Source organism: Corynebacterium faecium, assembly GCF_027257105.1.
GTDB lineage: Bacteria > Actinomycetota > Actinomycetes > Mycobacteriales > Mycobacteriaceae > Corynebacterium > Corynebacterium lehmanniae.
Map to the genome: position 1 here is coordinate 186,267 of NZ_JAPYJX010000007.1, position 22,733 is coordinate 208,999.

At 65.7% G+C, this 22,733-nt stretch carries 24 protein-coding genes and 1 rRNA gene; 7 read left to right on the plus strand and 18 right to left on the minus strand.

What is annotated here, in order from left to right; translation table 11 throughout:
* Positions 1 to 74 precede the first annotated feature (74 nt).
* The 7 genes from O5O53_RS09490 to O5O53_RS09520 form a co-directional block, all read right to left on the minus strand.
* Entirely contained in the window at positions 75 to 1,205 is a 1,131-nt protein-coding gene (locus O5O53_RS09490) for an ABC transporter ATP-binding protein (RefSeq protein WP_181889271.1), read from the minus strand.
* A 34-nt stretch (positions 1,206 to 1,239) separates the two neighbouring features.
* Positions 1,240 to 2,562, minus strand: coding sequence for an ABC transporter substrate-binding protein (locus O5O53_RS09495; RefSeq protein WP_269511662.1), 1,323 nt, complete (start codon positions 2,560 to 2,562; stop codon positions 1,240 to 1,242).
* A 43-nt stretch (positions 2,563 to 2,605) separates the two neighbouring features.
* Positions 2,606 to 3,415 carry a carbohydrate ABC transporter permease gene (locus O5O53_RS09500; RefSeq protein WP_269511690.1) on the minus strand — a complete coding sequence of 270 codons (810 nt, stop codon included), beginning with the start codon at positions 3,413 to 3,415 and terminating at the stop codon, positions 2,606 to 2,608.
* Between the two features lie 186 nt (positions 3,416 to 3,601).
* Positions 3,602 to 4,555 (minus strand): carbohydrate ABC transporter permease, encoded by a 954-nt coding sequence (locus O5O53_RS09505; RefSeq protein WP_269511663.1) that lies wholly within the window; start codon positions 4,553 to 4,555, stop codon positions 3,602 to 3,604.
* Positions 4,556 to 4,892: 337 nt separating this feature from the next.
* Positions 4,893 to 5,816 (minus strand): DUF5926 family protein, encoded by a 924-nt coding sequence (locus O5O53_RS09510; protein ID WP_269511665.1) that lies wholly within the window; start codon positions 5,814 to 5,816, stop codon positions 4,893 to 4,895.
* 37 nt (positions 5,817 to 5,853) lie between these two features.
* Positions 5,854 to 6,543: a glycerophosphodiester phosphodiesterase family protein gene (locus tag O5O53_RS09515; protein ID WP_269511666.1), complete on the minus strand. Its 690-nt coding sequence runs from the start codon at positions 6,541 to 6,543 to the stop codon at positions 5,854 to 5,856.
* 9 nt (positions 6,544 to 6,552) lie between these two features.
* A complete protein-coding gene (locus O5O53_RS09520) occupies positions 6,553 to 7,308 on the minus strand; it encodes a glycerophosphodiester phosphodiesterase (protein WP_338025182.1) in 756 nt (251 codons plus the stop codon).
* Positions 7,309 to 7,372: 64 nt separating this feature from the next.
* Here O5O53_RS09520 and O5O53_RS09525 point away from each other — a divergent pair, with 64 nt between their 5' ends.
* The gene (locus tag O5O53_RS09525) at positions 7,373 to 9,289 is read left to right on the plus strand and encodes an alpha/beta-hydrolase family protein (protein WP_269511667.1); all 1,917 of its coding nucleotides are present in this window, start codon (positions 7,373 to 7,375) and stop codon (positions 9,287 to 9,289) included.
* On the opposite strand, the gene msrA is transcribed toward O5O53_RS09525, so the two are convergent.
* On the minus strand, positions 9,290 to 9,943 hold the full coding sequence (gene msrA / locus O5O53_RS09530) for a peptide-methionine (S)-S-oxide reductase MsrA (RefSeq protein ID WP_239306110.1): 654 nt from the start codon (positions 9,941 to 9,943) through the stop codon (positions 9,290 to 9,292).
* Between the two features lie 90 nt (positions 9,944 to 10,033).
* Between msrA and O5O53_RS09535 the strand changes: the two genes are divergently transcribed.
* Together O5O53_RS09535 and O5O53_RS09540 are read left to right on the plus strand one after the other, a co-directional pair.
* A complete protein-coding gene (locus O5O53_RS09535; protein WP_181889279.1) occupies positions 10,034 to 10,636 on the plus strand; it encodes a superoxide dismutase in 603 nt (200 codons plus the stop codon).
* A 181-nt stretch (positions 10,637 to 10,817) separates the two neighbouring features.
* Positions 10,818 to 11,990 carry an MFS transporter gene (locus O5O53_RS09540; protein WP_269511668.1) on the plus strand — a complete coding sequence of 391 codons (1,173 nt, stop codon included), beginning with the start codon at positions 10,818 to 10,820 and terminating at the stop codon, positions 11,988 to 11,990.
* 174 nt (positions 11,991 to 12,164) lie between these two features.
* Here O5O53_RS09540 and O5O53_RS09545 read toward each other — a convergent pair whose 3' ends face one another.
* Positions 12,165 to 13,640 (minus strand): TM0106 family RecB-like putative nuclease, encoded by a 1,476-nt coding sequence (locus O5O53_RS09545; protein WP_269511670.1) that lies wholly within the window; start codon positions 13,638 to 13,640, stop codon positions 12,165 to 12,167.
* Between the two features lie 88 nt (positions 13,641 to 13,728).
* Here O5O53_RS09545 and O5O53_RS09550 point away from each other — a divergent pair, with 88 nt between their 5' ends.
* Positions 13,729 to 14,364 carry a DUF6474 family protein gene (locus tag O5O53_RS09550; protein WP_181889281.1) on the plus strand — a complete coding sequence of 212 codons (636 nt, stop codon included), beginning with the start codon at positions 13,729 to 13,731 and terminating at the stop codon, positions 14,362 to 14,364.
* Positions 14,365 to 14,367: 3 nt separating this feature from the next.
* Here the strand turns inward: O5O53_RS09550 and O5O53_RS09555 are convergent, their stop codons facing one another.
* Together O5O53_RS09555 and O5O53_RS09560 are read right to left on the minus strand one after the other, a co-directional pair.
* Positions 14,368 to 15,006, minus strand: a complete 639-nt coding sequence (locus tag O5O53_RS09555) for a LuxR C-terminal-related transcriptional regulator (protein WP_181889282.1) — start codon at positions 15,004 to 15,006, stop codon at positions 14,368 to 14,370.
* Positions 14,984 to 16,261, minus strand: coding sequence for a sensor histidine kinase (locus O5O53_RS09560; RefSeq protein WP_269511672.1), 1,278 nt, complete (start codon positions 16,259 to 16,261; stop codon positions 14,984 to 14,986). The genes O5O53_RS09555 and O5O53_RS09560 overlap by 23 nt, the downstream gene beginning before the upstream one ends.
* Between O5O53_RS09560 and O5O53_RS09565 the strand changes: the two genes are divergently transcribed.
* Both O5O53_RS09565 and O5O53_RS11780 read left to right on the plus strand, forming a co-directional pair.
* Positions 16,260 to 16,817, plus strand: a complete 558-nt coding sequence (locus O5O53_RS09565) for a DUF2020 domain-containing protein (protein WP_269511673.1) — start codon at positions 16,260 to 16,262, stop codon at positions 16,815 to 16,817. The two genes, O5O53_RS09560 and O5O53_RS09565, sit on opposite strands and share 2 nt — an antisense overlap.
* Complete coding sequence (locus O5O53_RS11780; RefSeq protein WP_239306104.1) at positions 16,814 to 17,767, plus strand: TIGR00730 family Rossman fold protein; 954 nt, start codon at positions 16,814 to 16,816, stop codon at positions 17,765 to 17,767. The genes O5O53_RS09565 and O5O53_RS11780 overlap by 4 nt, the downstream gene beginning before the upstream one ends.
* A 4-nt stretch (positions 17,768 to 17,771) precedes the next feature.
* Here O5O53_RS11780 and O5O53_RS09575 read toward each other — a convergent pair whose 3' ends face one another.
* The 6 genes from O5O53_RS09575 to O5O53_RS09600 all read right to left on the minus strand — a co-directional run bounded on the left by O5O53_RS09575 (position 17,772) and on the right by O5O53_RS09600 (position 20,987).
* Complete coding sequence (locus O5O53_RS09575; protein WP_168160630.1) at positions 17,772 to 17,924, minus strand: hypothetical protein; 153 nt, start codon at positions 17,922 to 17,924, stop codon at positions 17,772 to 17,774.
* A 2-nt stretch (positions 17,925 to 17,926) separates the two neighbouring features.
* Positions 17,927 to 18,748, minus strand: a complete 822-nt coding sequence (locus tag O5O53_RS09580) for a class E sortase (RefSeq protein WP_269511674.1) — start codon at positions 18,746 to 18,748, stop codon at positions 17,927 to 17,929.
* 24 nt (positions 18,749 to 18,772) lie between these two features.
* On the minus strand, positions 18,773 to 19,399 hold the full coding sequence (locus O5O53_RS09585) for a TetR/AcrR family transcriptional regulator (protein ID WP_269511675.1): 627 nt from the start codon (positions 19,397 to 19,399) through the stop codon (positions 18,773 to 18,775).
* A 112-nt stretch (positions 19,400 to 19,511) separates the two neighbouring features.
* On the minus strand, positions 19,512 to 19,781 hold the full coding sequence (locus tag O5O53_RS09590) for a GlsB/YeaQ/YmgE family stress response membrane protein (RefSeq protein WP_181889286.1): 270 nt from the start codon (positions 19,779 to 19,781) through the stop codon (positions 19,512 to 19,514).
* A 104-nt stretch (positions 19,782 to 19,885) separates the two neighbouring features.
* Positions 19,886 to 20,782 (minus strand): universal stress protein, encoded by an 897-nt coding sequence (locus tag O5O53_RS09595; protein WP_269511676.1) that lies wholly within the window; start codon positions 20,780 to 20,782, stop codon positions 19,886 to 19,888.
* A 58-nt stretch (positions 20,783 to 20,840) separates the two neighbouring features.
* On the minus strand, positions 20,841 to 20,987 hold the full coding sequence (locus tag O5O53_RS09600) for a hypothetical protein (protein ID WP_269511678.1): 147 nt from the start codon (positions 20,985 to 20,987) through the stop codon (positions 20,841 to 20,843).
* A 22-nt stretch (positions 20,988 to 21,009) separates the two neighbouring features.
* Between O5O53_RS09600 and O5O53_RS09605 the strand changes: the two genes are divergently transcribed.
* Positions 21,010 to 21,990, plus strand: coding sequence for a pseudouridine synthase (locus tag O5O53_RS09605; RefSeq protein ID WP_269511680.1), 981 nt, complete (start codon positions 21,010 to 21,012; stop codon positions 21,988 to 21,990).
* A gap of 652 nt (positions 21,991 to 22,642) precedes the next feature.
* Here O5O53_RS09605 and rrf read toward each other — a convergent pair.
* Positions 22,643 to 22,733: ribosomal RNA gene (gene rrf / locus O5O53_RS09610) — 5S ribosomal RNA — on the minus strand; the annotation flags it as partial.

Sequence of the window (22,733 nt, forward strand, 5' to 3'; positions counted from 1 at the left end):
TCCGGAGCGTGAAGCGCGCCGCCAACGCCCCGGCACCCCGCCTCAGCGCAGGCGCGGGTCCAGCGGTTCAGCTTCTACAGGTAGTCGTAGTTGATCTCGGTCTCCGGGTCGAAGAAGACGACGCCGCCTTCCATCGGGCGCAGGTAGATGGTGTCACCGTGATCGACATCGATGCCGCGGGGCACCTTCACCGTGATTCGGTCGCCGCGTACCGCGATCACTTCGTCGGCCTGCTCCTGACGGTGCCCGTAGACGTATAGGTCAGAGCCGAGATGCTCAACGATGTCTACCTGAACCGGCAGACCGTAGTGTTGGCCGGGCTGGTTCACACCCACGATCTCCCAGTTCTCCGGGCGCACACCGACAATGACGCGCTCGGACTCCACCTTGGCTGCTAGCTCGCGGGGGATGAAGTAGTCCATGGCGTGGCCCTTACCGCCAACGACGTGGCCATCGATGAAAGGCACGTTCTCAATCAGCGTCATCGCGGGCGAGCCGATGAACGACGCCACAAACGTGTTGCCCGGATTGCTGTACAGGTTCGCCGGAGTGTCCACCTGTTGGAGAATGCCTTTCTTCAGCACACAGACGCGGTCGCCCATGGTCATCGCCTCAGTCTGGTCGTGGGTGACATAGACAGTGGTTGTACCCAGCTTGCGCTGCAACTGCAGGATCTGTGCACGGGTGGACACACGCAGCTTGGCGTCCAGGTTGGACAGCGGCTCGTCCATAAGGAAAACTTTTGGCTCCCGCACGATGGCGCGGCCCATTGCGACGCGCTGACGCTGGCCACCGGACATAGCAGCCGGCTTCTTGTCCATGAGGTCTTCCAGCTCGAGCATCTTTGCCGCGAAGTCCACCCGCTCCTTGATGGTCGCCTTATCCACCTTCGCGTTTTCCAACGCGAAGGCCATGTTCTGGCGGGCCGTCATGTTTGGGTAGAGCGCGTAGGACTGGAACACCATGGCAACGTCTCGGTCGCGCGGCCGCGTCTCGGTCACGTCTACGCCGTCGATGAAGATCTGGCCTTCATCCACCGGTTCCAGCCCAGCGAGCATGCGCAGCGTGGTCGACTTGCCGCAGCCGGACGGACCGACGAGAACGAGGAACTCGCCGTCGGCGATGTCTAGGCTGATGCGGCTAACCGCAGGTGGGCGTGACGGGTCGTAGATGCGGGACGCTTGACGGAATTCAACTGGTGCCATGTGCGACTCCTTTTCGTGCTCGAGCCAGTCCGGGCTACTTATCCAGCTTCGGGGCGATGTCGCGGTCGATGACCTGCTGGGTTTCGGTGTCCAGGTCAGCGAAGACCTTTTCCACGTCCTGGCCACCAACGGTGATCTTGTCCAGTGCTCCGCCGATACGCTTGCCGCCACCCGGAACGAACACACGCGCATAGTCCTGCGGCTTCGTGTTTTCGTTCAGCTGCTTGATTGCGGTCTCGGCGTTCGGATTCTCGTCCAGGAACTTGCGCTCCTCCGGGTTCTCCAGCGCGTCCTTACGCACCGGCATGTACCCGGTCTTCTGCGAGAACTTGATCGTGTTCTCGGTGTTGGTGATGAAGTCGATGAACTTCACCGCGTTCTTCTTGCGGGCATCCGAGATCCCGTTCGGCACGGCCAAGCCAGCGCCGCCGGTGGCCGCGGACGGGCCGGGGCCCGGCAGGTAGGTGGTGATGAACGGGATGGTCGCGGAGTCTTTCAGGCCGCCGAGGGAGCCAGTGGACTCCAGCAGCGCCGATGCATTGCCGTTGCCGAAAGCAACAGTTGGGTCGGTGCTGATCTCAATGTGGCCCTTCTGCACCTGGTCCTGGAGGAACTTGGCGGCCTCGATGGTCTTCGGGTCGGAGAACGTCGCCTCCCACTCATTGGAGTATGCGCCACCGAACGCCCACACCATGCCCTGGAAGTACCAGTCAAGGTAGCTGGAGCCATCCGGAATGGTCAGCGCCGGGTGGCCGGTCTTTTCCTTGAGTTTGCCCGCCCACTCATCGAACTCCTGCCAGGTCTCCGGGCCACGATCCGTCGGCAGACCCGCAGCAGCCAGGTCGTCGGTGTTCCAGTACATGAGGTTGGTGGAGCGGGAGTAGGGCACGCCGTAGTGCTTCCCGTCGTAGAGGTAGTCGTCGCGCAGGGTATCCACGTAGGAATCGGAGTCGATGTTTTCGGACTCCCACAGCTCGTCCAGCGGGGTCGTGGCGTCGTTCAGCGCAAAATTGAACCAGGTCACGTCGGAAGCGACGATAACGTCCGGCAGGTCATTGCCAGCAAGCGCGGCGTTGAACTTCTGCGCCAACTCCTCGTAGTTGGCACCACCGTCGACCAGCTCGACGGAAAGGTCCGGGTTTTCCTTCTCAAACGCGTCGATGAGCTCCTGCTCCAGATCACGGGACTTACCCGGGTGGTTGGACCAGAAGACAATCTTGTTCTCGTCGCCTGCAGCGTTTCCGCCTCCGTTGCCGCCATCGCTGGTAGACCCGCCTGCGCAAGCAGTGAGGGAAACAGCGGTCAGAGCAGCAAGAGCTGCGGCGCCGAGACGCTTCGTCAGGGAACTGGTGGACATGGGGTTCTCCATTCTTGAATTGGTACGGGGAGTTTGCAGCGGGTCAGCCCTTGACGGCGCCCGCGGTGAGACCCTTGATCATCTGCTTCTGCAAGAGGATGAACACGATGATCATGGGAAGCGTGGTCAGCACCGTGCCGGCCATCACCGGTGCCCAGTTGGTCAAGCCTTCCGCGTCCTGCAGCCGGGTCAGGCCGACTGGCAGCGTGGCTGCAGCCGGAGTGTCAGTGATGAGGAACGGCCAGAGGTACTCGTTCCACTCGTTGACGACAGTAATGAGCAGGAACGCCGACAGAGTCGGCCAAGACATCGGCAGGACCACCTTGAACAGCCGGGTGAAAAAGCCGGCCCCGTCCATTTCCGCTGCTTCCATAATTTCAGCCGGCAGGGACTGGAAGTGGTTGCGCATCAGGAAACAGCCGAACGCCACACCAGCCAGAGGGATGATGACACCGGTCCAGGTGTCGCGCCACCCCAGCGAGGCAGCCAGGGCGTAGTTGGAAATGATGGTGATCTGGTTGGGCACCATCAGCGCAGCGATCACCAGAAGGAAGAGCAGATTTCGCCCCGGGAATCGCAGAAACGCGAAAGCGTAAGCCGACAGCACCCCGAGGACGACCTTGATCACGGTGAGGATGAGGGTGATGCCGATGGAGTTGCGCAGATACTGCGGGAACCCAGACGTCTCCCACACACGCGCGTAGTTTTCCGGCACCAGAGGGTTGGGCCAGAACGTGATCGGATCCGAGTAGACATCCTGGTAGGTCTTAAACGAGGTGATCACGATGAAGTACAGCGGCACCAAGATCATGAGCACCGTGAGCACCAAAGCGGCATACCCCAAAAACTTCATGCCTTTTGAGCTAGCTTCGGCTGGCGCGCCTTTACGCTTGCGCTGCGCATCGGTGATCACAGGTTCGCCGGACCCCTGGCTGCCGGGCACCGGCGGCAAGGAATCCTCATCGCGCACTATCGCCGCCGGGCGCTGCTGCGCCGGCTTCGCGGACTTGCTGGATTCAGCTGAGAACTGCGTCGACATCTACTTGTCCAACCTCTCCTGCAGCTTGATTTGGAGCACGGTGATAATAAGGACGACGAGGAACATGATCGTGGCCACCGCAGCGCCGTAACCTGCGCGGCCGTTCACGAAGGTTTCTGTATAGACCTGGAACACCATCGTCGTTGTGCCATAGGTGAATGGGCCGCCCCTGGTCATCGCATTGATGACGTCAAAGACCTGGAACGAGCTGAGCAGCACGGTGATGAGCAGGAAGAACGTGGTGCCCCGCAGCTGCGGCAGCACAACCCGAAAGAAGTGCCGCGACGCGGACGTGCCGTCAATCTCCGCCGCCTCATCAAGGTCGTGCCGGCGCCCCTGCAGCGCAGCCAAGTAGATGACAAAGACGTAGCCGACGTTCTTCCAGATGTAGGTCACCGTGATCATGAACAGCGCCCAACCGGAGTTCTGGTAGAAATTCGGCACCGGAATGTGCAGAAGGTTGAGGAAGTACTGGATCAATCCGTAGCGGGGATCGAACACAAACTGGAAAGCCACACCGATGGCTGCGCCTGCGATGACATACGGGGCGAACACCATGGAACGCACCGCCGCACGTCCGAACAGCTTCTGGTCCAGCAGCACCGCGAGCGCAAGCCCGATCACCATCGATCCCGCCACTGCGAAGAACGTAAAAATCAGTGTGTTCCAGACGATGGTCTTGGTCTCCGGGGCTTGGAACCAGTCGATGTAGTTCTGCAGCCCGACCCATGTCATCGACGGGGAGGAGATGTTCCAGTTGTAGAAAGAGATGCGGATGTTGTCCACCAAAGGGCGGTAGGTGAACAGAATCAGCAACAGGAGGTTTGGGCCGACCAACAGCGCGGCCAGGCCTACCTGGCGCCAGTCAATCTTCCGGCGGCCTTTCCGACGGGATGCCGCGTACTCCGCGGAGACCTCTGGCTCCACGGAGATTGCCGGAATTGTCGTACTCATGGGGAGCACCGTAAGCCCCGTCCATGAACGCACAGTGAACTTAAAGTTGTATTAAAGAAAACGTTCAGCCAACTGATCGTACCTGTCGCGAAACCGCAATGTAGTGCGAAGATACAAGGTCTTGCGCCCCCTCGACAGTCGCGGCAATCTCAGGATCCACAAAGAAACCGGCTACCTAGAACCGGCTCGCTCGCGATTTTTCAGCGGGTAGCCGGTTGGAGATAGCCGGTTTACGGTTTGGGGCGCGCGGCGGGGCGTCTGGGGCGGGGCGCTGCGCGTACATTGGTGCGCTGGTTTGGCGCGAACGACCCGCGCGGCGCGACCACCCCGACCAGCGCTAGATGGTCACCTGACGGGACTTGATGTTGTCCAGCTGCTTGCGCTCGTCGGCGGTCAACGCGGCGTCGTTGCTGTATTCGGCCTCGATCTGCTTGTTCAGCGCGGCCAGCGCCTCCTCGTAGGAGCCTGCGTCCACGGACGGGTCGAGGTCGAACACCGGCACGACCAGGCCGTGGGTGCGGAAGGCGCCGGCGAACTTGGTGCCTTCGCCCAGGTTCAGCTCGCCGCGGGCAGCGATGCGGGCCAGCGCGGAGAGCATCTGCGCCTCGTTGTCCTCGGTACGCACCCAGCGGATGTGTGCCTTGCCGCCGCCGGGGTTGACCCACCAGACCGCGCCCGGCAGGTCCGCGCCGATCTTCTCGGACGGCAGGACGGCGTCGTTGGCCTGCTGTAGCGCCTGCTGGATCTGCGGCGGCACGGAAGCGCCCTCCGGGAACCACCAAGCAAAATCGTCGTAGGTGGTGATTTCGGGGGTAGCGGAGGTGTCGATAAGCGAAGTGAGCTCCGGCTGCGAACCGTCGGCGACGGTGGACTGCAGCGTCTCGCCCGGCGCCGCATCGACGACCCAGTTCAGGGCGTACGCGAGGTCGCGGCCCGGGTTCTGGGAGTGGGAGGTGACCTGCAGGGCAACGAAGCGCTCGCCGCCCTCGGACTCCTCGCGCACCAGCGCCGCGCCGGCGCCCGGCAGCACGGTGACGATGTTCACCGGGGTGCCCTTGATGTCAAAGGTGGTCACTGCGGACGGCACGAACTCCTGCAGCGCGACCATGTCGGCCTCTACGGCCAGGCCGCTGAACGGGCGGGGGTCCTTCTGCAGCTTCTCGCGCTCGGCTGCGCGGGCGGCCAGCTTGGCCTCGCGGCGGGACATGCCCTCGGGCAGGTCCTCGCGGTTCTTCTTCTTTTTCGGCTTGCGTTGCACCATGCGCGCAATCGTACCGGCCACGCTACGGCCGCGAACGCTACGCCAGGGGCTCCAGCGCGATATGCGGCAGGTCGGTGCCAATCAAGGATGCGCCGTGCTTCTGCAGCCACAGCATGTCCTTTGGGAGGTTCACGGTCCACACATAGGTACGGAACCGGCCGTCGAGCAGCTCGGGGTGGGCCTTCGCCATGCGTACGCTCGGCCCGGCGCCGCAAGCACCCACTGGTTCGAATGCCTCCTCAACAAGCAGAAACGTCTCAAGTTCCGGCAAGAGACGCTGGAAACGTTCGACCGCCTCCGGGTTGAAAGAGATCAGGTGGACGCGCGGATCACGTTCCATGCCTCGGGAGCGCAGCACGTCGGCCACGGCTTCTTCCAGCGCCCCGCCGAACGGAGAGGGGTGTTTCGTCTCAATGAGAATGTGCTTGCCGGGATACTGATCCAGCAGAGTCAACAGCTCGTCCAACAGCATGATCTGCTGCGGATCTTCCTCGGTGCCGATGTTGAGTTGGCGGAGCTCGTCGAGAGGCATCTGCGCCACCTCTCCAGAGCCGTCAGAGGTGCGGTCTACGGTCAAGTCGTGGATGACCACCACCTGTCGGTCCGCCGTCAGGTTTACGTCGCACTCGATGCCGGCGATGTCCAGCTTGAGCGCCTCCTCGAAGGAGCGATGGGTGTTTTCCGGGTACAGGCCGTTGAAGCCGCGGTGCGCGATGATTCCAGTCATATTTCCTCCCTACCCCGCCACCGCCGCGGCCGGCACCTGCCCGTACGCGGCCAAAGCGACGTCCGGCAGGTCGGTGGCGATGACGTCGACGCCGTTGTCGGCGCACCAGCGCATTTGGCGCGGGGTATTCACGGTCCAGGTGTAGGTGCGCAACCCCCGGTAGCCCAGCAGCTCTTGGCGCAGTTGCAGGTGCTGCAGCGCAGGCCCGACGCCGTAGGGGCGGGAGAGCATGCGGCTCTTGCGGTTCCACCGCATCTCTTTCAGGCGGAACAGGTAGAAGGTTTCCAGCTCGGGCGCCATTTCGGTGAAGTAGCGCACGGCGCGGTGGGAAAAGGAGATCACGTGCACGTTTTCGGATTCGTGCAGCCCGGCGTAGCGCAACGTTCGCAAGGTCTGCTCGTCCACCTCGGGCCCGTAGATGGTGGGGTGCTTCGTTTCGATGTAGATGTGCTTGTCCGGGTAGTCCTGCATGAGTTCGAGCAGTTCTTCCAGGCACATGATCTGCTGCGGCTCGTCTTTGGTGCCGCAGTTGAGCTCCCGCAACGCCGAGAAGTCCAGGCAGTCCACGCGGCCGCGGCCGTCGGTGGTGCGGTTGACCGACGCGTCGTGGAAGACCACCACGCGCCCGTCGCGGCTGAGGCGCACGTCGCATTCGATGCCGTGGATGGGCAGCTTCAAAGCTTCTTCGAACGCCCGGCGCGTCAGCTCGGGGTGGTGTCCGGAGAATCCGCGGTGCGCAACAATCTTGGGCATCTTCTCGCTCACGGCTGCGAGGCTACCCGCGCGCAACAGCCCCCGCGACCGGAACATTTTTGGAACAATCGCTTCCGTGCCTTCCAACTTCCTCGACCACGCCCGCAAGGCTTTGCATCAGCTGCCGGACGCGCTGCAACGCGCGCGTTCGCGCTATTCCGTCAAGCGCGACGGTGTGCTGGCGTTGCCGATGGGCGTGTTGGAGGTGCTGGCTGACATCTCCCCGGGCGTGCGCATGGGTGGTCTGCGGCGCTTGCCTCCGAGTTTCCGCGCGGGGCTTGCGGGGGCTGAGGTGGCGACGTGGGGTGCGGTGTCGCCGTCGCTGCTGCCTCACAGCTGGTGGGCGACTGCCGCGAACGTCGGTGTGTTGCAGGGCCTGGGCCATGGCTTTGCGACGGTAGCTTCGCAGGCCCTCCGCCCCGTCCGCTCCGACGAACCGCAGAGCTTGCTTCCCGGCCCGGTGCGCCTGGCCATGACGGGTGTGACCGCCGGCGTGTTTGTCACGTCGCTGCACCGCCGCGCTCACCAGGAAAAGCTGGTGGAAAGCGACGAGAAGTTCAAGGTCAGCCCGCAGATCCTCGGCATCACGGTGGGCACGCTGGGCTACGGCGTGGTGCTGCTTGTCGGCGATGCGATCCAGACGTTCATCGACGCGATCAACGAGCTGCTGGGCAAGAAGCTGCCGCCGGTGGCGTCGTGGCCGCTGGCGATCGCGGGCGGCGGCGCGCTGTTGATTCTGGTTGGCGACCAGATGGTGGTGCGCCGCTTCGCGGTGCGCGTGAGCCGCCAGGCGCAGGAGCTGGACCGCGAGTTCATGCGCGGCGCGGACCAGCCGAAGCGGCCTGAGCGTTCCGGCTCGCCGGATTCCGCGGTGGACTGGAACACGATGGGCCGCCAGGGCCGCGCGGTGGTGGCCGGCGGCCCCCGCAAGGAGGACATCGAGCGCCTCGTGGACGGCGGGGCGATGGAGCCGATCCGCATCTTCGTCGGCCTGGACACAGAGCGCGACCAGGCCCCGGACTTCGAGGAAATGGCCGCCGTCGCGGTCGAGGAGATGCACCGCACCGGCGCGTTCGAGCGCAGCCACATCGCGGTGATGTCGGCGGCGGGCACGGGCTGGATCAACGACTTTCACACCTCGGGTTTCGAGTTTGTCACCCGCGGCGACTCGGCCGTGGTGGCCATGCAGTACTCCTACCTGCCCTCGGCGTATTCCTATTTGGCGGACCGCAAGAACCCGGTGAACTCCTCGCGCGTGCTCATCGAGGCAATCCGCAGCGAGCTGGAACAACTCGACCCCGAAACACGCCCGAAGCTCTACGTCGGCGGAGAATCGCTGGGCGCGTACGGCGTGTCGGACGCGTTCGAGACCGTCGAGGAGTTCCTTGAGCAAACCTCAGGCGGCGTGTTCACGGGCACGCCCGGCTTCGCCAGCAACCACAGCTACCTCACCCGTCACCGCGAGAAGGGCTCCCCGCAGCGCCTCCCGCTTATCGACGGCGGCCGCCACGTCCGCTTCACCGCCCACCCCGCGCACCTGCGCCACGACTTCCGCGGCCATTCCTACGCCAACACCTGGGTCGAGCCCCGGTTCGTCTTCGCCCAGCATGCCTCTGACCCGGTGGTGTGGTGGGAGCCGTCCCTGGCGTGGAAGGCCCCGGACTGGCTGCGCGAACCCGGATCGCGTGGCGAGCCCGCCCCGCCCGCCCAGCACTTGGACGCGCTGGACACGATGCGCTGGATGCCGCTGGTGACGTACTGGCAGATCGGCATCGACCAGCTGCCGTCGAAGGACTACCCCTCACCCCACGGGCACAACTACCACGACGAAACCGTCGCCTACTGGAACGCGGTCATCCACGGCGCGGGCGACGACGCGGATGAGGCGGCGCTTTCCCGCCCCGAGCTGGTGCGTGTGGCGCGCTGGATCCACAACGACGCCACGAAAACCCGCATGCCCAAAGACGGGTTCCCCTCAAAGCACGGCTACTAGCTAGATCCCGCAGGCCACGCCGGTGGAGTGGTGCGGGCAGTAGCCGTTGGGCACCTTGTGCAGGTACTGCTGGTGCTCCTCCTCAGCGAGGTAGTACTTCACGCCGTCGGCCTCCACGGATTTCACCTCGGTGGTGATGTCGCCGTACCCGGCGCTTTGCAAGTCCTTTTCGTACTGGCGGATCCACCCGCGGACCTGTTCGGCCTCCTCCTCGGTGTCGGTGTAGAAGGCGGAGCGGTACTGGGTGCCCACGTCGTTGCCCTGGCGGTAGCCCTGGGTCGGGTCGTGCGCCTCCAGCGCGGTCTTCACAATGTCTTTCAGCGTGATCACTTCCGGGTCGTAGACCACCTCCACCGTCTCAACGTGGTTGGTCTGCCCAGAGCACACCTCGCGGTACGTCGGGTTCGGAGTGACGCCGCCGGCGTAGCCCACCGAGGTGGAGTTCACGCCGTCCAGCTGCCAAAACATCTTCTCCGCGCCCCAGAAGCAGCCGATGCCCACGAGCACGCGTTTCTGGCCCTCGCGCCACGGACCCGTGGTGGGCGTGCCCAGCACGGCGTGCTCGCGCGGGTTGGCCAGGACCGGCTCGGGGCGGCCGGGGAGGGCGGAGCTGACATCGACAAGCTTTGGCGAAGGTGCGAAAAGAAATCCCATGCCCTACACAACGACTTCGGCCACAACACTGTTCCCAAATTTTCTCTACCATGGGGTCCGCAACTGATTCGCAGACGAAAGGAATCAATCATGGCTGTTTACGAGCTTCCCGATCTCCCCTACGCATACGACGCGCTGGAGCCGCACATCTCCGAAGAGATTATGACGCTGCACCACGACAAGCACCACGCGACCTACGTCGCTGGCGCGAACGCCGCGCTCGAGGCCCTCGAGGCCGAGCGCAACGGTGAGGCGAACCCGGACCGCCTGCGCGCCCTGTCCAAGAACCTGGCGTTCAACCTTGGCGGCCACACCAACCACTCCATCTTCTGGAAGAACATGGCACCGAACGCCGGCGGCAACCCGACCGGTGAGATCGCTGAGGCCATCGACCGCGACTTCGGCTCCTTCGATGCCTTCAAGAAGCAGTTCGCTGGCGTGGCCACCGGCCTGCAGGGCTCCGGCTGGGCAGTGCTCGGCTACGACCACATCGCTGGCCGCCTGATCATCCAGCAGCTGACCGACCAGCAGGGCAACATCTCCGTGGACTTCACGCCGGTGCTCATGCTGGATATGTGGGAGCACGCGTTCTACCTGCAGTACAAGAACGTCAAGGCTGATTACGTCGAGGCGTGGTGGAACGTTGTCAACTGGGACGACGTCAACGAGCGCTACGCAAAGGCATCCGCTTAACGACGGCTCCGCCCTCCCCTAACCACCAGCGCCCGCCACTTCCGGAAACGGAAGGGCGGGCGCTGGTTTTCCCTGTGATACGTCGAGTCCCTGCGAACTCACAACCCATACTAGGTTAGGCTTGCCTTATCTAGCAACCGTTCCGGCAAAAAATCGTTGCGCTTTTCCTAGCATGGTGTGCATGCAGAAAGGCAGCCCGGAATATCGTCGCGCAACGTGGGCCATGCTCGCGTTCGGGCTGGCCATCTTCAACGCCCTGTACGCCACGCAAGCGCTGCTGCCCACGCTCACCACGGAGCTGGCGGTGAGCCCGTCCACTGCCGCGCTGACCGTCTCCGCTACCACCGGTGCCCTGGCGCTGTGCGTGGTGCCCGCCTCGATCCTGTCGGAGAAGTACGGCCGCGGGCGCGTGCTGGTGATCTCGGCACTGGGCGCGACCACGCTCGGCCTCGCACTCCCGCTCGCGCAGACGGCGGGGCAGCTCATCGCCCTTCGCGCAGTGCAGGGCGCGCTCATCGCCGGCACCCCGGCGGTGGCCATGACCTGGTTGTCAGAAGAACTTGACCCCGGCGACCTGCCCGGCGCGATGGGCCTGTACATCGCCGGCAACTCCATCGGGGGCTTAAGCGGGCGCCTCATCCCGGCCGGGCTTCTCGAGGTCACCTCCTGGCGATGGGCCATGTTCGGCAGCGCGCTTGTGGCGTTTACGTTGGCTGCACTGGCGGCGTGGGCGTTGCCGGAACAGCGCAGTTTTTCCCCGAAGGCGTCGATACGCCCCAGCGTCGAAGTGGGCGCGATGCTGGGCCACCTGCGCAACCCGCGGCTGGTGGGGCTGTATGCCACCGCGTTTATTGCGATGGGCGTGTTCGTGTCCATGTACAACTTCTTCGGCTTCCGCGCGGTGCTGGACTACGGGCTGCCCGCTGCGCTCTCCGGCTTGGTGTACGTGGTGTACCTGTCCGGCACCTGGTCCAGCGCGCGGGCCGGGGCACTTTCACGACGCTACGGGCGCGGCGTGGTGGTGCTCGCCTCCGCGACGATGATGTTGTTGGGTGCATTGGCCGTCGCAGCGCCGAGCCTGTGGATCGCGCTGGCTGGCCTGTTGGTGTTCACCGCCAGCTTCTTCGCGCTGCACTCCACGGCCTCCGGCTGGGTCGGGCTCATCGCCGAGCGCGACCGCGCCGAAGCGTCCAGCATGTACGTGTTCTGCTATTACATGGGCTCGTCCATCCTGGGCGCGGCGACCGGCTGGGCGTACGAGGGTTTGCCGTGGGCCGGGTTCGTCACGGTACTGGCGGGGCTGCTCGGCGGGTTAGCTGTGGTGTCCGCAGCGCTGTGGAGGGCCGAGCGCTGATCTGCTCGTCCCCTGATGCGCTCGTCTCCTGATGTGCTAGTTCCAGAGCATTGCCCTCCGGGGCCACCTAGCAGATAACGCCGTTATTGAATATGGCGTTCAACACGACCTGGGCAAACGCTAACTTGGATGCGTGATCTGCTAGTTGCCCAAAAAGCGAACTAGCAGATTCGGCTACACCGCCCCGAAGTCGGGCACGCCCGGCGCGCCGGCATCCAGGAAGTCGCGCACGGCGCGGGTGGCGCGGCAGTCGTCCTCGTTGTAGCGCAGCAGCATGTCGCGGGCGGCCTGGTCCCCGAACCGGGCGGCGCGGCGCAGCGCGACGGAGCGCTCGCCGTCGACGTCGTCGTCCTCCCACTCAAAGCCCACGACCGGGCCCAGCGCCTTCAGCCCCAGCCCGTCGGTGCCCACTAGCGATCGGCGCACGTGCGCGAACACGTCCACCCACTCGTCGGAGGCGATGAACGCGGCCACCTCGGCCTCGTCCACCGAGCCGAACCGCCTCGCGGAGGAGCGCAGCCAGTGGTTCTCCCCGCCCGCGGCGTAGCAGTAGGCGCGGAAGCTCTTGCCCTCGGTGTGCGCGGAAGCCCGGCGCGCCATCAGCCAGGACCAGAACGCGGCGAAGTTCTCCTCCTCGGCGTCGCCGCCGACATCGTCCCAGGTGACAAACGCGCGGTAGTCGGCGCCGTCGAACGTGCCCCACAGGTAGGCCCCCTGGTCCAGGTAGGCCTCCATATCCACGTCGACCTCCACGTCGGCGCGGGGCGCGGGCGCGAAACCGGGGCGCCGCAGCACGGGGATGCCTGCGCGCCAGGCGCGGGCCAGGGCGGCGGGTTCGGGCGGAGCTTCGTCGATAAGCTGCTGCACCGTATCGATCCCGCGCTCGCGCCACACGTCGCCGCGGCCGCCCGGAAGCAGCAGCGAGATGTCGTCGAGCTCGACCAGGCGCGGCTCGCACAGCGGCCAGAAACGGCAGGTGGCGCACTGTTTCAGGCGCTTTGGCTCGGTCGGCAGCGGCGCCAGCAGCGCGGCCACGAGCGGCTCGATGTAGCGCGACGGGTCGCACAGGTACGCACGCGTTCGGTCCTGGCCGATGACCGCCCCGCGGCCGTCCGCGCGCCCGCCGAGCAGCAGGTGCGCCAGCGTGACGCGGTAGCCGTCCACGGTGTGGTGGCGCGCCTTCGCCCCCACCACAAGTGGCTTGCCCAGCCCGAGCCGGCCGGTGGGGATCATCTCCAGCTCGGCGCTCGGGTGCGAGCGGGCGACGCGGTGGTTGGAAATCACCACGGGCAGGTACCCGGCGTCGGTGCGCACGAGGATGTCCACATCGGCTTCCGCGTCCACGCCCTCCACCGCGCCGGTCAGGGTGGCGTTGGTGATCAGGTGCGCGCGGCGTCGTAAAGCATCCTGCGTTGCTGCCACACGGTCTGAGCCAGGGTCGATGTCCACCCGCACAAACGCCTTGCCAGCGCCGTCGCCCAGAGCGCGCTTGACGGGCAGCAGGTCGAACACGGCGGCGCGGGCGGCGTCGATCTGCGGCTGGCGCAGCAGCGCCTCCGGCAATTCGGGTACGTCCGGGTGCGCGCGGCGCTGCCGCTGGCGGAAGCGGCAGCCCACAAGGTCCGAGGCGCGCACAGGTTCGTTACTCACAATGCCCCAAACGATACCTGGGCAGGGGTAGTGCCCCGGAAGGTAGAGTGAATGGGCGTTAGAGCGAACGATTAGAGGAGATACAACCATGGGTGTTTTCGAGGCCATCCGCAAGTCCCGCGCGAAGACGAAGGCCGAGGTCAAGGCGGCGCAGACGCACGCGCGCCAGCTGGCCAAGCAGGAGGCGAAGGCCGACGAGCGCGTGGCCAAGCTCCTGGACAAGGCGGAAAAGCGCCTGCTCAAGGAGGAGAAGAAGGGCCTGAAGCGTAAGCAGAAGCATGAGAAGGACCTGGCCAAGGCGCACCTGAAGCGCATCCAGGAGTCCGGCGTGACGCAGAAGAAGGCGAAGCAGTGGGTCTCCGCCGCGCGCATCCTGGTGCCGGTGCTGCTGCCGCTGGTGTACAAGGCGCTGACCTCCTTCCAGCAGGGCCAGGTGAACAACCGCGCCGCCGGTCTGGGTCTGACGTCGCAGGATCTCGCGCGCCACTCCGGCCGCGGCGCCGAGCTCAAGGCGCGTATCGACGCCGTCCGGCAGAACATCGACCAGACCGACAACCTCGGCGAGGGCTTCAAGGGCGACGCGCGCGTGCGTCTCGACGAGCTGGAGCAGGCCGTGCGCAACGCCGAGCACGCCAACCCGGAGCAGCGCCGCCTGGCGCACAACTCCATCGACGAGGACCTGAACAAGCTGGCGGCAGAGGTGCACGCCAAGCTGTCGAAGTAGGCCTTACAAAACGCCTTGCTCGCGCGCGGACGCCACGGCGGAGGTGCGCGAGCGCACGCCCAGCTTGTCGTAGATGTGCACGAGGTGGGATTTCACGGTCGCCTCGGAGAGCATGAGCTGGCGGCCGATTTCGCGGTTGGAGGAGCCGGCCGCGACTAGCTGGAGCACTTCCAGCTCACGCGGGGTGAGCGAGGAGCGCGGGGTGCGTTCCCTGGATTCGAGCCGGTTGCGCACGACGGGGGACATGGTGGCGTCGCCGCGGGCTGTGGAGCGCACGGCTGCCACGAGTTCCTCCGGCGGGGCGTCTTTGAGCAGGTAGCCCACGGCGCCGGCTTCGATGGCGCCGAGGATGTCCGCGTCCGTGTCGTAGTTGGTCACCACCAGCACCTTGGGCGGGTTGGTCATGTTGGCCCGAATCGCGGCGGTGGCCTGCGCGCCGGTGGTCACGCGCTGGCCTTCCGCGCCGGCGCCGAAGCGCAGGTCCATGAGGATGACGTCGATGCCGCCAGCCTGCGCGGTGGCAATCGCGCCTTCGGCGGTGGCTACCTCGGCCACCACTTTGATGTCCTCGGCGGCTTCCAATACGGAGCGCAGGCCGAGGCGGACAATCTCGTGGTCGTCAGCCAGCAGTACCCGGATCAACGTCGGTCTCCTCGTCAGAGTCAAGGTCAGTCTTTTGGTTGATACTAACCGGCACTGCCACGGTCAGCGCCGTCGGCCCGCCGGGCGCGGACTCAATCTCCAGCTTTCCGCCCAGCTCCGCGGCCCGCGAGCGCATCGCGTCCAGCCCCAGGTGGCCCAGCCCGCTGGGTTTGAGCCCCTGCGCGTCCACGTCGAAGCCGCGGCCGTTGTCCACCACGTCCAGGCGCACTTCCTCCGGCGCGTAGGTCAGGGTGATGCGGGCGGCACTCGCCTCGGCGTGGTTGACCACGTTGGACACCGCGCCCTGGGCGATGCGCAGCAGCCCGGCCTCCACCCGCATGGGCAGCGGCACGACCTCGCCGTCGACTTCCACCCCAATGTCCAGGCCGCCCGCCTCGCCGAAGTCCCCGGCCACCCGCGCCAGCGCGTCACGCAGCGAGGACTCGGTCAGCGGCGCCGGCGCGAGCGCGGCGATCATCGCGCGGGTTTCCGCCAGGTTATTCGACGCCGCCCGGCGCGCCGTCTCCATCTTCCTCAGCGGCACTTGCGCAACCCCCTCCGGCAGCCCGCTTGCCCGCACGTCCTGCTCCGCCGAGTGCAGCAGCATCTGGATCGAGGAGAGGTTCTGCGCCACCGTGTCGTGCAGCTCGTGCGCGAGGCGTTCGCGCTCCTGGGCCACGCCGGCGGCGCGTTCGGTGTCGGCGAGGCGGTCGCGTGTGGCCAGCAGTTCGTCGATAAGCTGCTGCCTCTCGCGGCTGACCCGGGTGATGGTGTCGAAGGCGTACGCGATCGCCACCACAACCACCGCGGACAGCGCCGGGCCCATGATCCCGCCGAGGGTGAGCCCCGCCGGGATCTGCATGGCGATCGAAATGGCCAGGCACGCCACCACCCACGCGTAGCCGACCCAGTTGTCGAAGGCGCGCAGCGCCACGAAGAACAGCACGAACACCCAGTACACGGCCACGGGCGAGACGGTCATGTCCGCCACCCACACCGCCGTCGCCCCCAGCATCCAGGCCACCCGCCCCCACGCGCCCCAGCGGTACATCTCCACCATGCCGTAGAACAGCAGAAACGCGAACGCGGCGGTCAGCACAATGTGCAGCAGCGCCTCGTTGAGCGGCATGCGCGCGAGCGCACCGAAGGAGACGAGCATGAGGCACACCGCCAGCACCGTGATGCCCAAATCGAGCGCCCGGTAGTCCGCGGTCTTTCCGGGATGCTGCTCCAACAGCACTAATCTGGAGCTCATGCGTCTGAGAGTACCCACCGCCCTGTTCGTGCTCGCCCTCGCCGGGTGTTCGCAGGAGCCTTCGCCTATCGACGACCCTCCGGCCGCCCCCGCACCCGAACCAGCCCCTGAATCGGCGCTGCCAGTAGAGGCGCTCCCCGACACCCCGCGCGACAGCTGGACCGAGTGCCCCTACCTGGACACCGAGTGGGTGGCGCAAACCAACGGCCAGCGCGTCACCGGCGTGGGCACGGACACCCGCTTCGACCCGCCGGCATGCCAGTTCTGGTCCTACCCCGAAGAGCCGCAGCTGACCGTGGTTGTGCGCCACATGGACTCCGAAGAGGACGCCCGTGCCGTGGTGGACTTCGTCGCCCCGGTGGACCTGACCCAGCCGGCGACGCTGCCCGGCGGGTGGGACGGCGGCCGCCACGGCGGCGGGGACGTGCCCGGCCGCATCGGGGCAGCGTACGCCGTGGCCAAGGGGCCGACCGCGGTGGCGGTGTTCACCAACCAGCACGAGTCCGTGAAGGCCGAAACGGTGGCCAAGGAAGTAATCGCTAACCTGGCCCTGTGAATAGCCCTGTGATTATCTCCGTAGCCGCCATCGTGTTCACCGACGACAAGGGCCGCGTGCTGTGCGTGCGCAAGCACTCGAGCCCGCGCTTCCAGCTCCCGGGCGGCAAACCGGAGCCCGGCGAGACCCTGGTGGACACCGCGCTGCGCGAGACCCGGGAAGAAGTCGGCATCGATGTCGACCCGGAGGATTTAAGCTACCTAGGCCAGTTCAGCGCGCCCGCCTCCAACGAGCCCGGCTGCACCGTGACCTCGACGGTGTTTCTGCACCCCGGCGCCGGCCTGTCCCCCGCGCCGGCCGCGGAGATCGCCGAGGCGCGCTGGATCGATCCCGCAGCCCCCGACGCCGAGATCGCGCCGCTGCTGCGCGGCGAGGTCTTCCCGGCGCTGAAGGCCCGCGAGATCGAGGCCATCGCTGTCTACGCCGGGGCGCGCGAGGGCACCAACCCCGCCAATACAGCGCTGGCCAGGGCGTTCGGCGAGGCGTTGGCGGAGGCCGACATCACCTTGGTCTACGGCGGGTCGAAGGTGGGGCTGATGGGTGAGGTGGCCGGAGGTTCGTCGAGAAGCATTGGCGTCCTCACCGAGCACCTAGTCAACTACGAGCTGCAGTACGAAGGCCTCGAGCGCCTCGAGGTGGTGGCGACGATGTCCGAACGCAAGGCGCGCATGAGCGAGCTTGCCGACGCCATCGTGGCCCTGCCCGGCGGCGCCGGCACCCTTGACGAGCTGTTCGAGGAATGGACCAGCCAGCAACTCGGCCTGCACCACAAACCCATCGGGCTGCTCGGCAGCGAGTTCTGGGCGCCGCTGGTGGCGATGGTCGACCACATGGTGGAACAGGGCTTCATGCGGCGCACAGATCGCGCCCACATGATCGTCGCCGACGACCCGCAGGAGCTCCTTGCCAAACTGCGCGCCTGGGCGCCGCCGGTGCCGCGTTGGCTCTAGGTTTTTACACCGCGACGTCGTTGTACGGCATCAACGACGACACCCACGGGTAGACAACTTCCATGAGCAGGAAAAACACGCCCACCAGAATGATCAGGGTGAGCAGCCACTTCACCGGAGCGGGGCCGGGAAGCTTGCGCCACAGTGCCGCGTACATTGCTATCGCACCTCTTTCTGTGCCGTGCTCTGCGCCGGCTTCATGGCGGGCGGCAGCGCGCCCGACGGGTCCTTCGGCTGCACCTCCGTGCGCACCGCGTGGATGATCATGCGCTCCGCGTTGGAGAACTGCGGGTGGCACGTGGTCAGCGTGATCAACCCCTCCATGCCCGGCTCCACCTTCGTCGAGCGGTTGCCGGGGATGGGGTTGACCACCTCAATATCACGCGGCAGCGTGATCTCGCGGCCTTTGACCTGCGCGTAGTCGCCAGCCGCGATGCGCTCGTTCAGCTCGCCGGGCAGGCAGCCGATGCCTTCCCTGCGGCGCTCCCCCGGGTCCTGCGACATCGGCAGCACGCGGTAGGTCACCCACTCGGTCTGGGTTTCCACCACCACGGCGTCGCAGGCCTTCAGCGCGCCGAGGTCGTTGAACGGGGCGCCCTTGCCCACGCGGTGGCCGGCGACGGCGAAGTTGCCGTCCTCGCCCGGGTTCTGGGTGCCCGGGTAGTGGCCGGGGCCGGTGAGCAGCTGGTGCTCCTGCACGCCCTCGACGATGGCGAACTGGTAGTCCTGCCCGAACGCCGGGATGTACATGCGCGCGAACGCGTCGCCCAGCTGCGTGGCCTTGGCTTGGCGGGGGTTGACCCACTGCTCTTCCAGGCGGGTCTGCACCTCGTCCTGCATCTTGCCGGAGGCGATGTTGGTCCAGTAGGACTCGTAGAACGCGAACAGCAGCAGCAGCACGCCGACGGTGAGCAGGAGTTCGCCGATCACCTGCGAGGCGGTGACGCGGCGCGGCTGCGTGTGCATGGGGGCCGTGGTCATGCGGCTCAGCGTAGCGTCGGCGGGCTAGATGGAGTAATCCGGCGGCGGCGCGCCCAGCGTGTTCTCCGCCAACGCGCGGGCGGTGCGCAGCGGCTCGACGCTGTGCAGGATCCTGGCTCCGGCAAGCCCGCCGTCGAGGAAGATCAGCAGCTCGTCCGCCAGCGCGGAAGACTCGTAGCCGTTCTTCTCCGTCAACAGCGCGGTGATGGTCTCGTGCATCCAGGACCGGTGCGCCACGCACGCCGCAATGATGCGCTCTTCAGACTCCACCTCGGGCCGCGGGTACTCGCCCGCGGCGTTGAGGAAGGGCGAGCCGCGGAAGTCCTTCTCCGGCTCTTCGTCGATAGCCATGTCGAAGAATGCGAGGATCTTCGCGTCCGCGTCCGGCGCCTTCGCGGCGCGCTCGCCCCAGCGGGCGCGGAACTGCTCGTCCAGCTGCTCCAGGTAGGCGATGACGAGGTTGTCCTTCGAGCCCAGCAGCGAGTACAGCGAGGCCTTCGCCACGTCCGCCTCGCGCAGAATCCGGTCGATGCCGATGACGCGGATGCCTTCTTCGGTGAACAGTTTTGTTGCAGCGTCCAGCAGCCTTTGGCGCGGGCTCGGCCGATCGCGGCGGCGTTGCGCTGGCTTCTTCTTGCTGGTGGTGGCCAAGGAAAACTCCTTCGTGCGTCGGTCGCATATCAATATAGACAAACCGGTACGTATAGTCCACCGGGCGCGAAAAAATCCCCCGGGTTCCACCCGAGGGATTTCGCGCTTGTGCCTATCGACGCTTGCTGGTCACCAAATTGATGATCCACAGCAAAATCACCGCGCCGAGCAAGCAGGTGAGGAAGCTGAAGAACAGCCCGCCGCCGGCGACGTCCACGCCGAACACGGACAGCAGCCAGCCGCCGAGCAGACCGCCGATAACGCCGACCACGATATTCAAGCCGATGCCCATCTGTGCGTCACGGTTCTGAATCTTGGAACCGATCCAGCCAGCAAGGCCGCCGATAACAATCCAACCGATAAGACCCATTGCAGGTGCCATAGTGTTTCAAACCCTTCTAATTGCTTTAATCATTACGGGAGCCATTATGCGCCTCTTATGATTTGGGCGAGCAACGCATCGCATGCAATTGCGTAACAATTCGCTTACGAATCTTGTGTACGCACGACCATCATCGGGCACGGCGCTTCCTGCAGCAGCGCGCGCGACGTGGAGCCCAGCAGCATGCCCTTGAAGCCGCCCCGGCCGTGGGAGCCGGTGACCAGCAGCTGCGCGCCCTGCGCGGCGCTGGCCAGCGCACGCACCGGACGGTCGCGGGTGATGGTCTTCTTCACCACGACTTCCGGGTACTGCTTTGCCAGCTCGTTCAGGTACTTGCCCAGCAGCTCGTCCTTCTCCGCCTGCACAGCCTGCCAGTGGTCCTCGGAAACCGCGTAGCCTGCGCCCGGCCCCTGAATCTGGGTGTCCACCCAGGTGTGCACCGCGTGCAGCTCAGCACCACGCGCGGCCGCCTCCTCGAAGGCCACCTCGGTGGCGCGACGCGACACGTCCGAGCCGTCCACGCCGACCACGACGGGGCCGTACTTGTTCGTCTCGGTCACAGCGTTGTCCTCGCGCACAACCACCACTGGGCAGGACGCGTGCGAGACGACGGCGCCAGAGACGGAACCGAGCACCATGCCCGAGATCCCGCTCAGGCCACGGGAGCCCATGACCACCATGGTCGATTCCTTGGACATCTCCAGCAGCATGTCGATCGGGGACCCTTCCGCCACCGCGTGGCCAATGTGCAGGTCCGGCGCAACCTCAAGCGCGATATCGCGCGCGCGGTCCACGGTCTGCAGAGTCTCGCGCTGCAGCTCGTCAAAGACCTCTTGTGGCGGCACCATGCCCTCCGCGTACAGGAACTGCGGCATGGAGTACGCCGCCGCGAGGCGCAGCGGGATGTTGCGCTTCATCGCCGTATTTGCGGCCCACCGGACCGCATTGTCGGAGGCGGGGCTGCCGTCGACGGCAACAACAACGATATCTTCCTGGGTCATGTGCAAACCTTTCCTAGGATCGGCTGGTTATATCCCCATTCTAGTGCCGTCCGCGGGGTTAGCGCGGCAGTTCCTGCGGCGTCGCCGCTGGCGCGTTCGCGGGGAACAGCAGCTGGTAGATCACGCTCAGAACGTCCATGATGGTCTTGCCGATGCCGTCCGAGAAGAACGCCACCAGCGGTTCAACCAATGCTCCAAAATCCATGGCGGCTAATCTACTACACAGCATGGCACGGAAAAAGACTCAGAAGACGGGGCCGCTGCCGCCCCGCGACGGCCTCGGCGCCTCCCGCGGGCGTGTGCCAGAAGGCCCAGGCATCACGGCCGCCGACTTCATCTGGGAACTGGTGTCCACCCAACGCCACCGCCACCCCGAGGACAACGTGGATGGGGTGCTGGCGAGGTTCACCGAAGGTCTCGTCGTAAAGCGAGATGGATCCCCCATTGCAGCGGATGACCTGCTGGAACCGGGCACCGACGTGTTCTTCTACCGCCGCCCGGCCCCCGAAAAGCCCGTCCCCCACCAGATCACCACAGTGTTCGAGGACGACGACCTTCTCGTCGTGGACAAACCGCCATTCATCGCCACAATGCCCCGCGGCTCCCACATCACCGAAACCGCGACCGTGCGACTGCGGCGCGCCACCGGGAACGAAGAACTCACGCCCGCGCACCGCCTCGACCGAGCCACCTCAGGGCTCCTTCTCCTAACCAAACGCCGCGCCATCCGCGGCGCCTACCAGGAGCTCTTCGCGCGCCGCGAGGTGCGCAAGGAGTACCAAGCAATCGCATTGCTTCACGACGTCCCTCCGGCCACCCCCTGGCACCACCACCTCACCAAACAGTCCGGCGAACCCGCAGCGAGGCTGGTGCCCGGCGAAGAACCCAACGCCACGACAGTGGTTGACAGCGTTTCCCGCCTCGACCCTGACCTGGAGGCGTCGTTGCAGAGGCGCTTCGGGGTTGCAGGCGCCCTAGGGCGGTATGTTTTGCAGCCAGAAACCGGACGCACACATCAGCTACGCGTGCAAATGATGGCGGAGGCCGCCCCAATTCTTGGCGACCGGATCTACCCCTCATTGTTGCCCGCCGACGACGAGGACTTCGCCGTACCGATGCTGCTCAGGTGCACCGGCCTAGAGTTCACCGACCCATTGAGCGGAGATACTCGCGACTTCCGACTCAACGACGAGTGGCCATTGCTGTAGCTGCGACCCCTCCGCGCCGGAAGTTTTGACTTGCGTTGGTGGGTGTCGACCCATTGTTGGTGGGGCCGTGGTTGTCCGCAATGCGGAAGTCCGCAGGGCGGATTTCGCAGGGGCGCCGGCAGCCTGGGGGGTCGTCTTCCCTGCTCAGCTAAGGGGCCCCAGCGGCGGCGTGCGGAGTACCGGTTGTGCACGAATCGACAGCGCTGCCGCGTTTGCCCAGGTGGGATTTGGGTGGGCGGGGCTGTTTCGTTGATTTGTACAATTCGTGGGTGCGGGCCAATGATGGGTGTGTGCGGTGTTGTCCGCAATGCGTAAGTCCGCAATGGTGCCGGCAGCCTGGGGGGTGGTCTCGTAGAAGTTGACGACCGGCCGGTTTTCACCCTGTGTTTCGCCAGGTCGCAAAACGCGGTTGTCAGCTTTTACGAAACCCCACCTACCAGACGGCAGGTCCGTTGGTGTCCACCCATTGTTGGCGGTGTCGCTGGTGTCCGCAATGCGGAGTCCGCACGACACCGGGTGCTTGTGGGTTCCCGCCAATGATGGGTGCGGGTGGGGTTGTCCGCAATGCGGACACCCCGCAAACATGCAACACCAAAAGAAGGCACCCGCCACACAAACGGTTGTGTGGCGGGTGCTGTGTGTGAAGTTGTTGGGTCGGCGGTAACCTACTCTCCCACTCCCTCCCGGGGGCAGTACCATCGGCGCGGGCGGGCTTAGCTTCCGGGTTCGGAATGGGACCGGGC

What these genes read in the sequence shown, in the direction of transcription:
- O5O53_RS09490 (WP_181889271.1), bottom strand. Translation starts at nt 1,205, where the DNA reads ATGGCACCAGTTGAATTCCGTCAAGCGTCCCGCATCTACGACCCGTCA.
- O5O53_RS09495 (WP_269511662.1), bottom strand. Translation starts at nt 2,562, where the DNA reads ATGTCCACCAGTTCCCTGACGAAGCGTCTCGGCGCCGCAGCTCTTGCT.
- O5O53_RS09500 (WP_269511690.1), bottom strand. Translation starts at nt 3,415, where the DNA reads ATGAAGTTTTTGGGGTATGCCGCTTTGGTGCTCACGGTGCTCATGATC.
- O5O53_RS09505 (WP_269511663.1), bottom strand. Translation starts at nt 4,555, where the DNA reads ATGAGTACGACAATTCCGGCAATCTCCGTGGAGCCAGAGGTCTCCGCG.
- O5O53_RS09510 (WP_269511665.1), bottom strand. Translation starts at nt 5,816, where the DNA reads ATGGTGCAACGCAAGCCGAAAAAGAAGAAGAACCGCGAGGACCTGCCC.
- O5O53_RS09515 (WP_269511666.1), bottom strand. Translation starts at nt 6,543, where the DNA reads ATGACTGGAATCATCGCGCACCGCGGCTTCAACGGCCTGTACCCGGAA.
- msrA (WP_239306110.1), bottom strand. Translation starts at nt 9,943, where the DNA reads ATGGGATTTCTTTTCGCACCTTCGCCAAAGCTTGTCGATGTCAGCTCC.
- O5O53_RS09535 (WP_181889279.1), top strand. Translation starts at nt 10,034, where the DNA reads ATGGCTGTTTACGAGCTTCCCGATCTCCCCTACGCATACGACGCGCTG.
- O5O53_RS09540 (WP_269511668.1), top strand. Translation starts at nt 10,818, where the DNA reads ATGCAGAAAGGCAGCCCGGAATATCGTCGCGCAACGTGGGCCATGCTC.
- O5O53_RS09550 (WP_181889281.1), top strand. Translation starts at nt 13,729, where the DNA reads ATGGGTGTTTTCGAGGCCATCCGCAAGTCCCGCGCGAAGACGAAGGCC.
- O5O53_RS09565 (WP_269511673.1), top strand. Translation starts at nt 16,260, where the DNA reads ATGCGTCTGAGAGTACCCACCGCCCTGTTCGTGCTCGCCCTCGCCGGG.
- O5O53_RS09560 (WP_269511672.1), bottom strand. Translation starts at nt 16,261, where the DNA reads ATGAGCTCCAGATTAGTGCTGTTGGAGCAGCATCCCGGAAAGACCGCG.
- O5O53_RS09575 (WP_168160630.1), bottom strand. Translation starts at nt 17,924, where the DNA reads ATGTACGCGGCACTGTGGCGCAAGCTTCCCGGCCCCGCTCCGGTGAAG.
- O5O53_RS09580 (WP_269511674.1), bottom strand. Translation starts at nt 18,748, where the DNA reads ATGACCACGGCCCCCATGCACACGCAGCCGCGCCGCGTCACCGCCTCG.
- O5O53_RS09590 (WP_181889286.1), bottom strand. Translation starts at nt 19,781, where the DNA reads ATGGCACCTGCAATGGGTCTTATCGGTTGGATTGTTATCGGCGGCCTT.
- O5O53_RS09595 (WP_269511676.1), bottom strand. Translation starts at nt 20,782, where the DNA reads ATGACCCAGGAAGATATCGTTGTTGTTGCCGTCGACGGCAGCCCCGCC.
- O5O53_RS09600 (WP_269511678.1), bottom strand. Translation starts at nt 20,987, where the DNA reads ATGGATTTTGGAGCATTGGTTGAACCGCTGGTGGCGTTCTTCTCGGAC.
- O5O53_RS09605 (WP_269511680.1), top strand. Translation starts at nt 21,010, where the DNA reads ATGGCACGGAAAAAGACTCAGAAGACGGGGCCGCTGCCGCCCCGCGAC.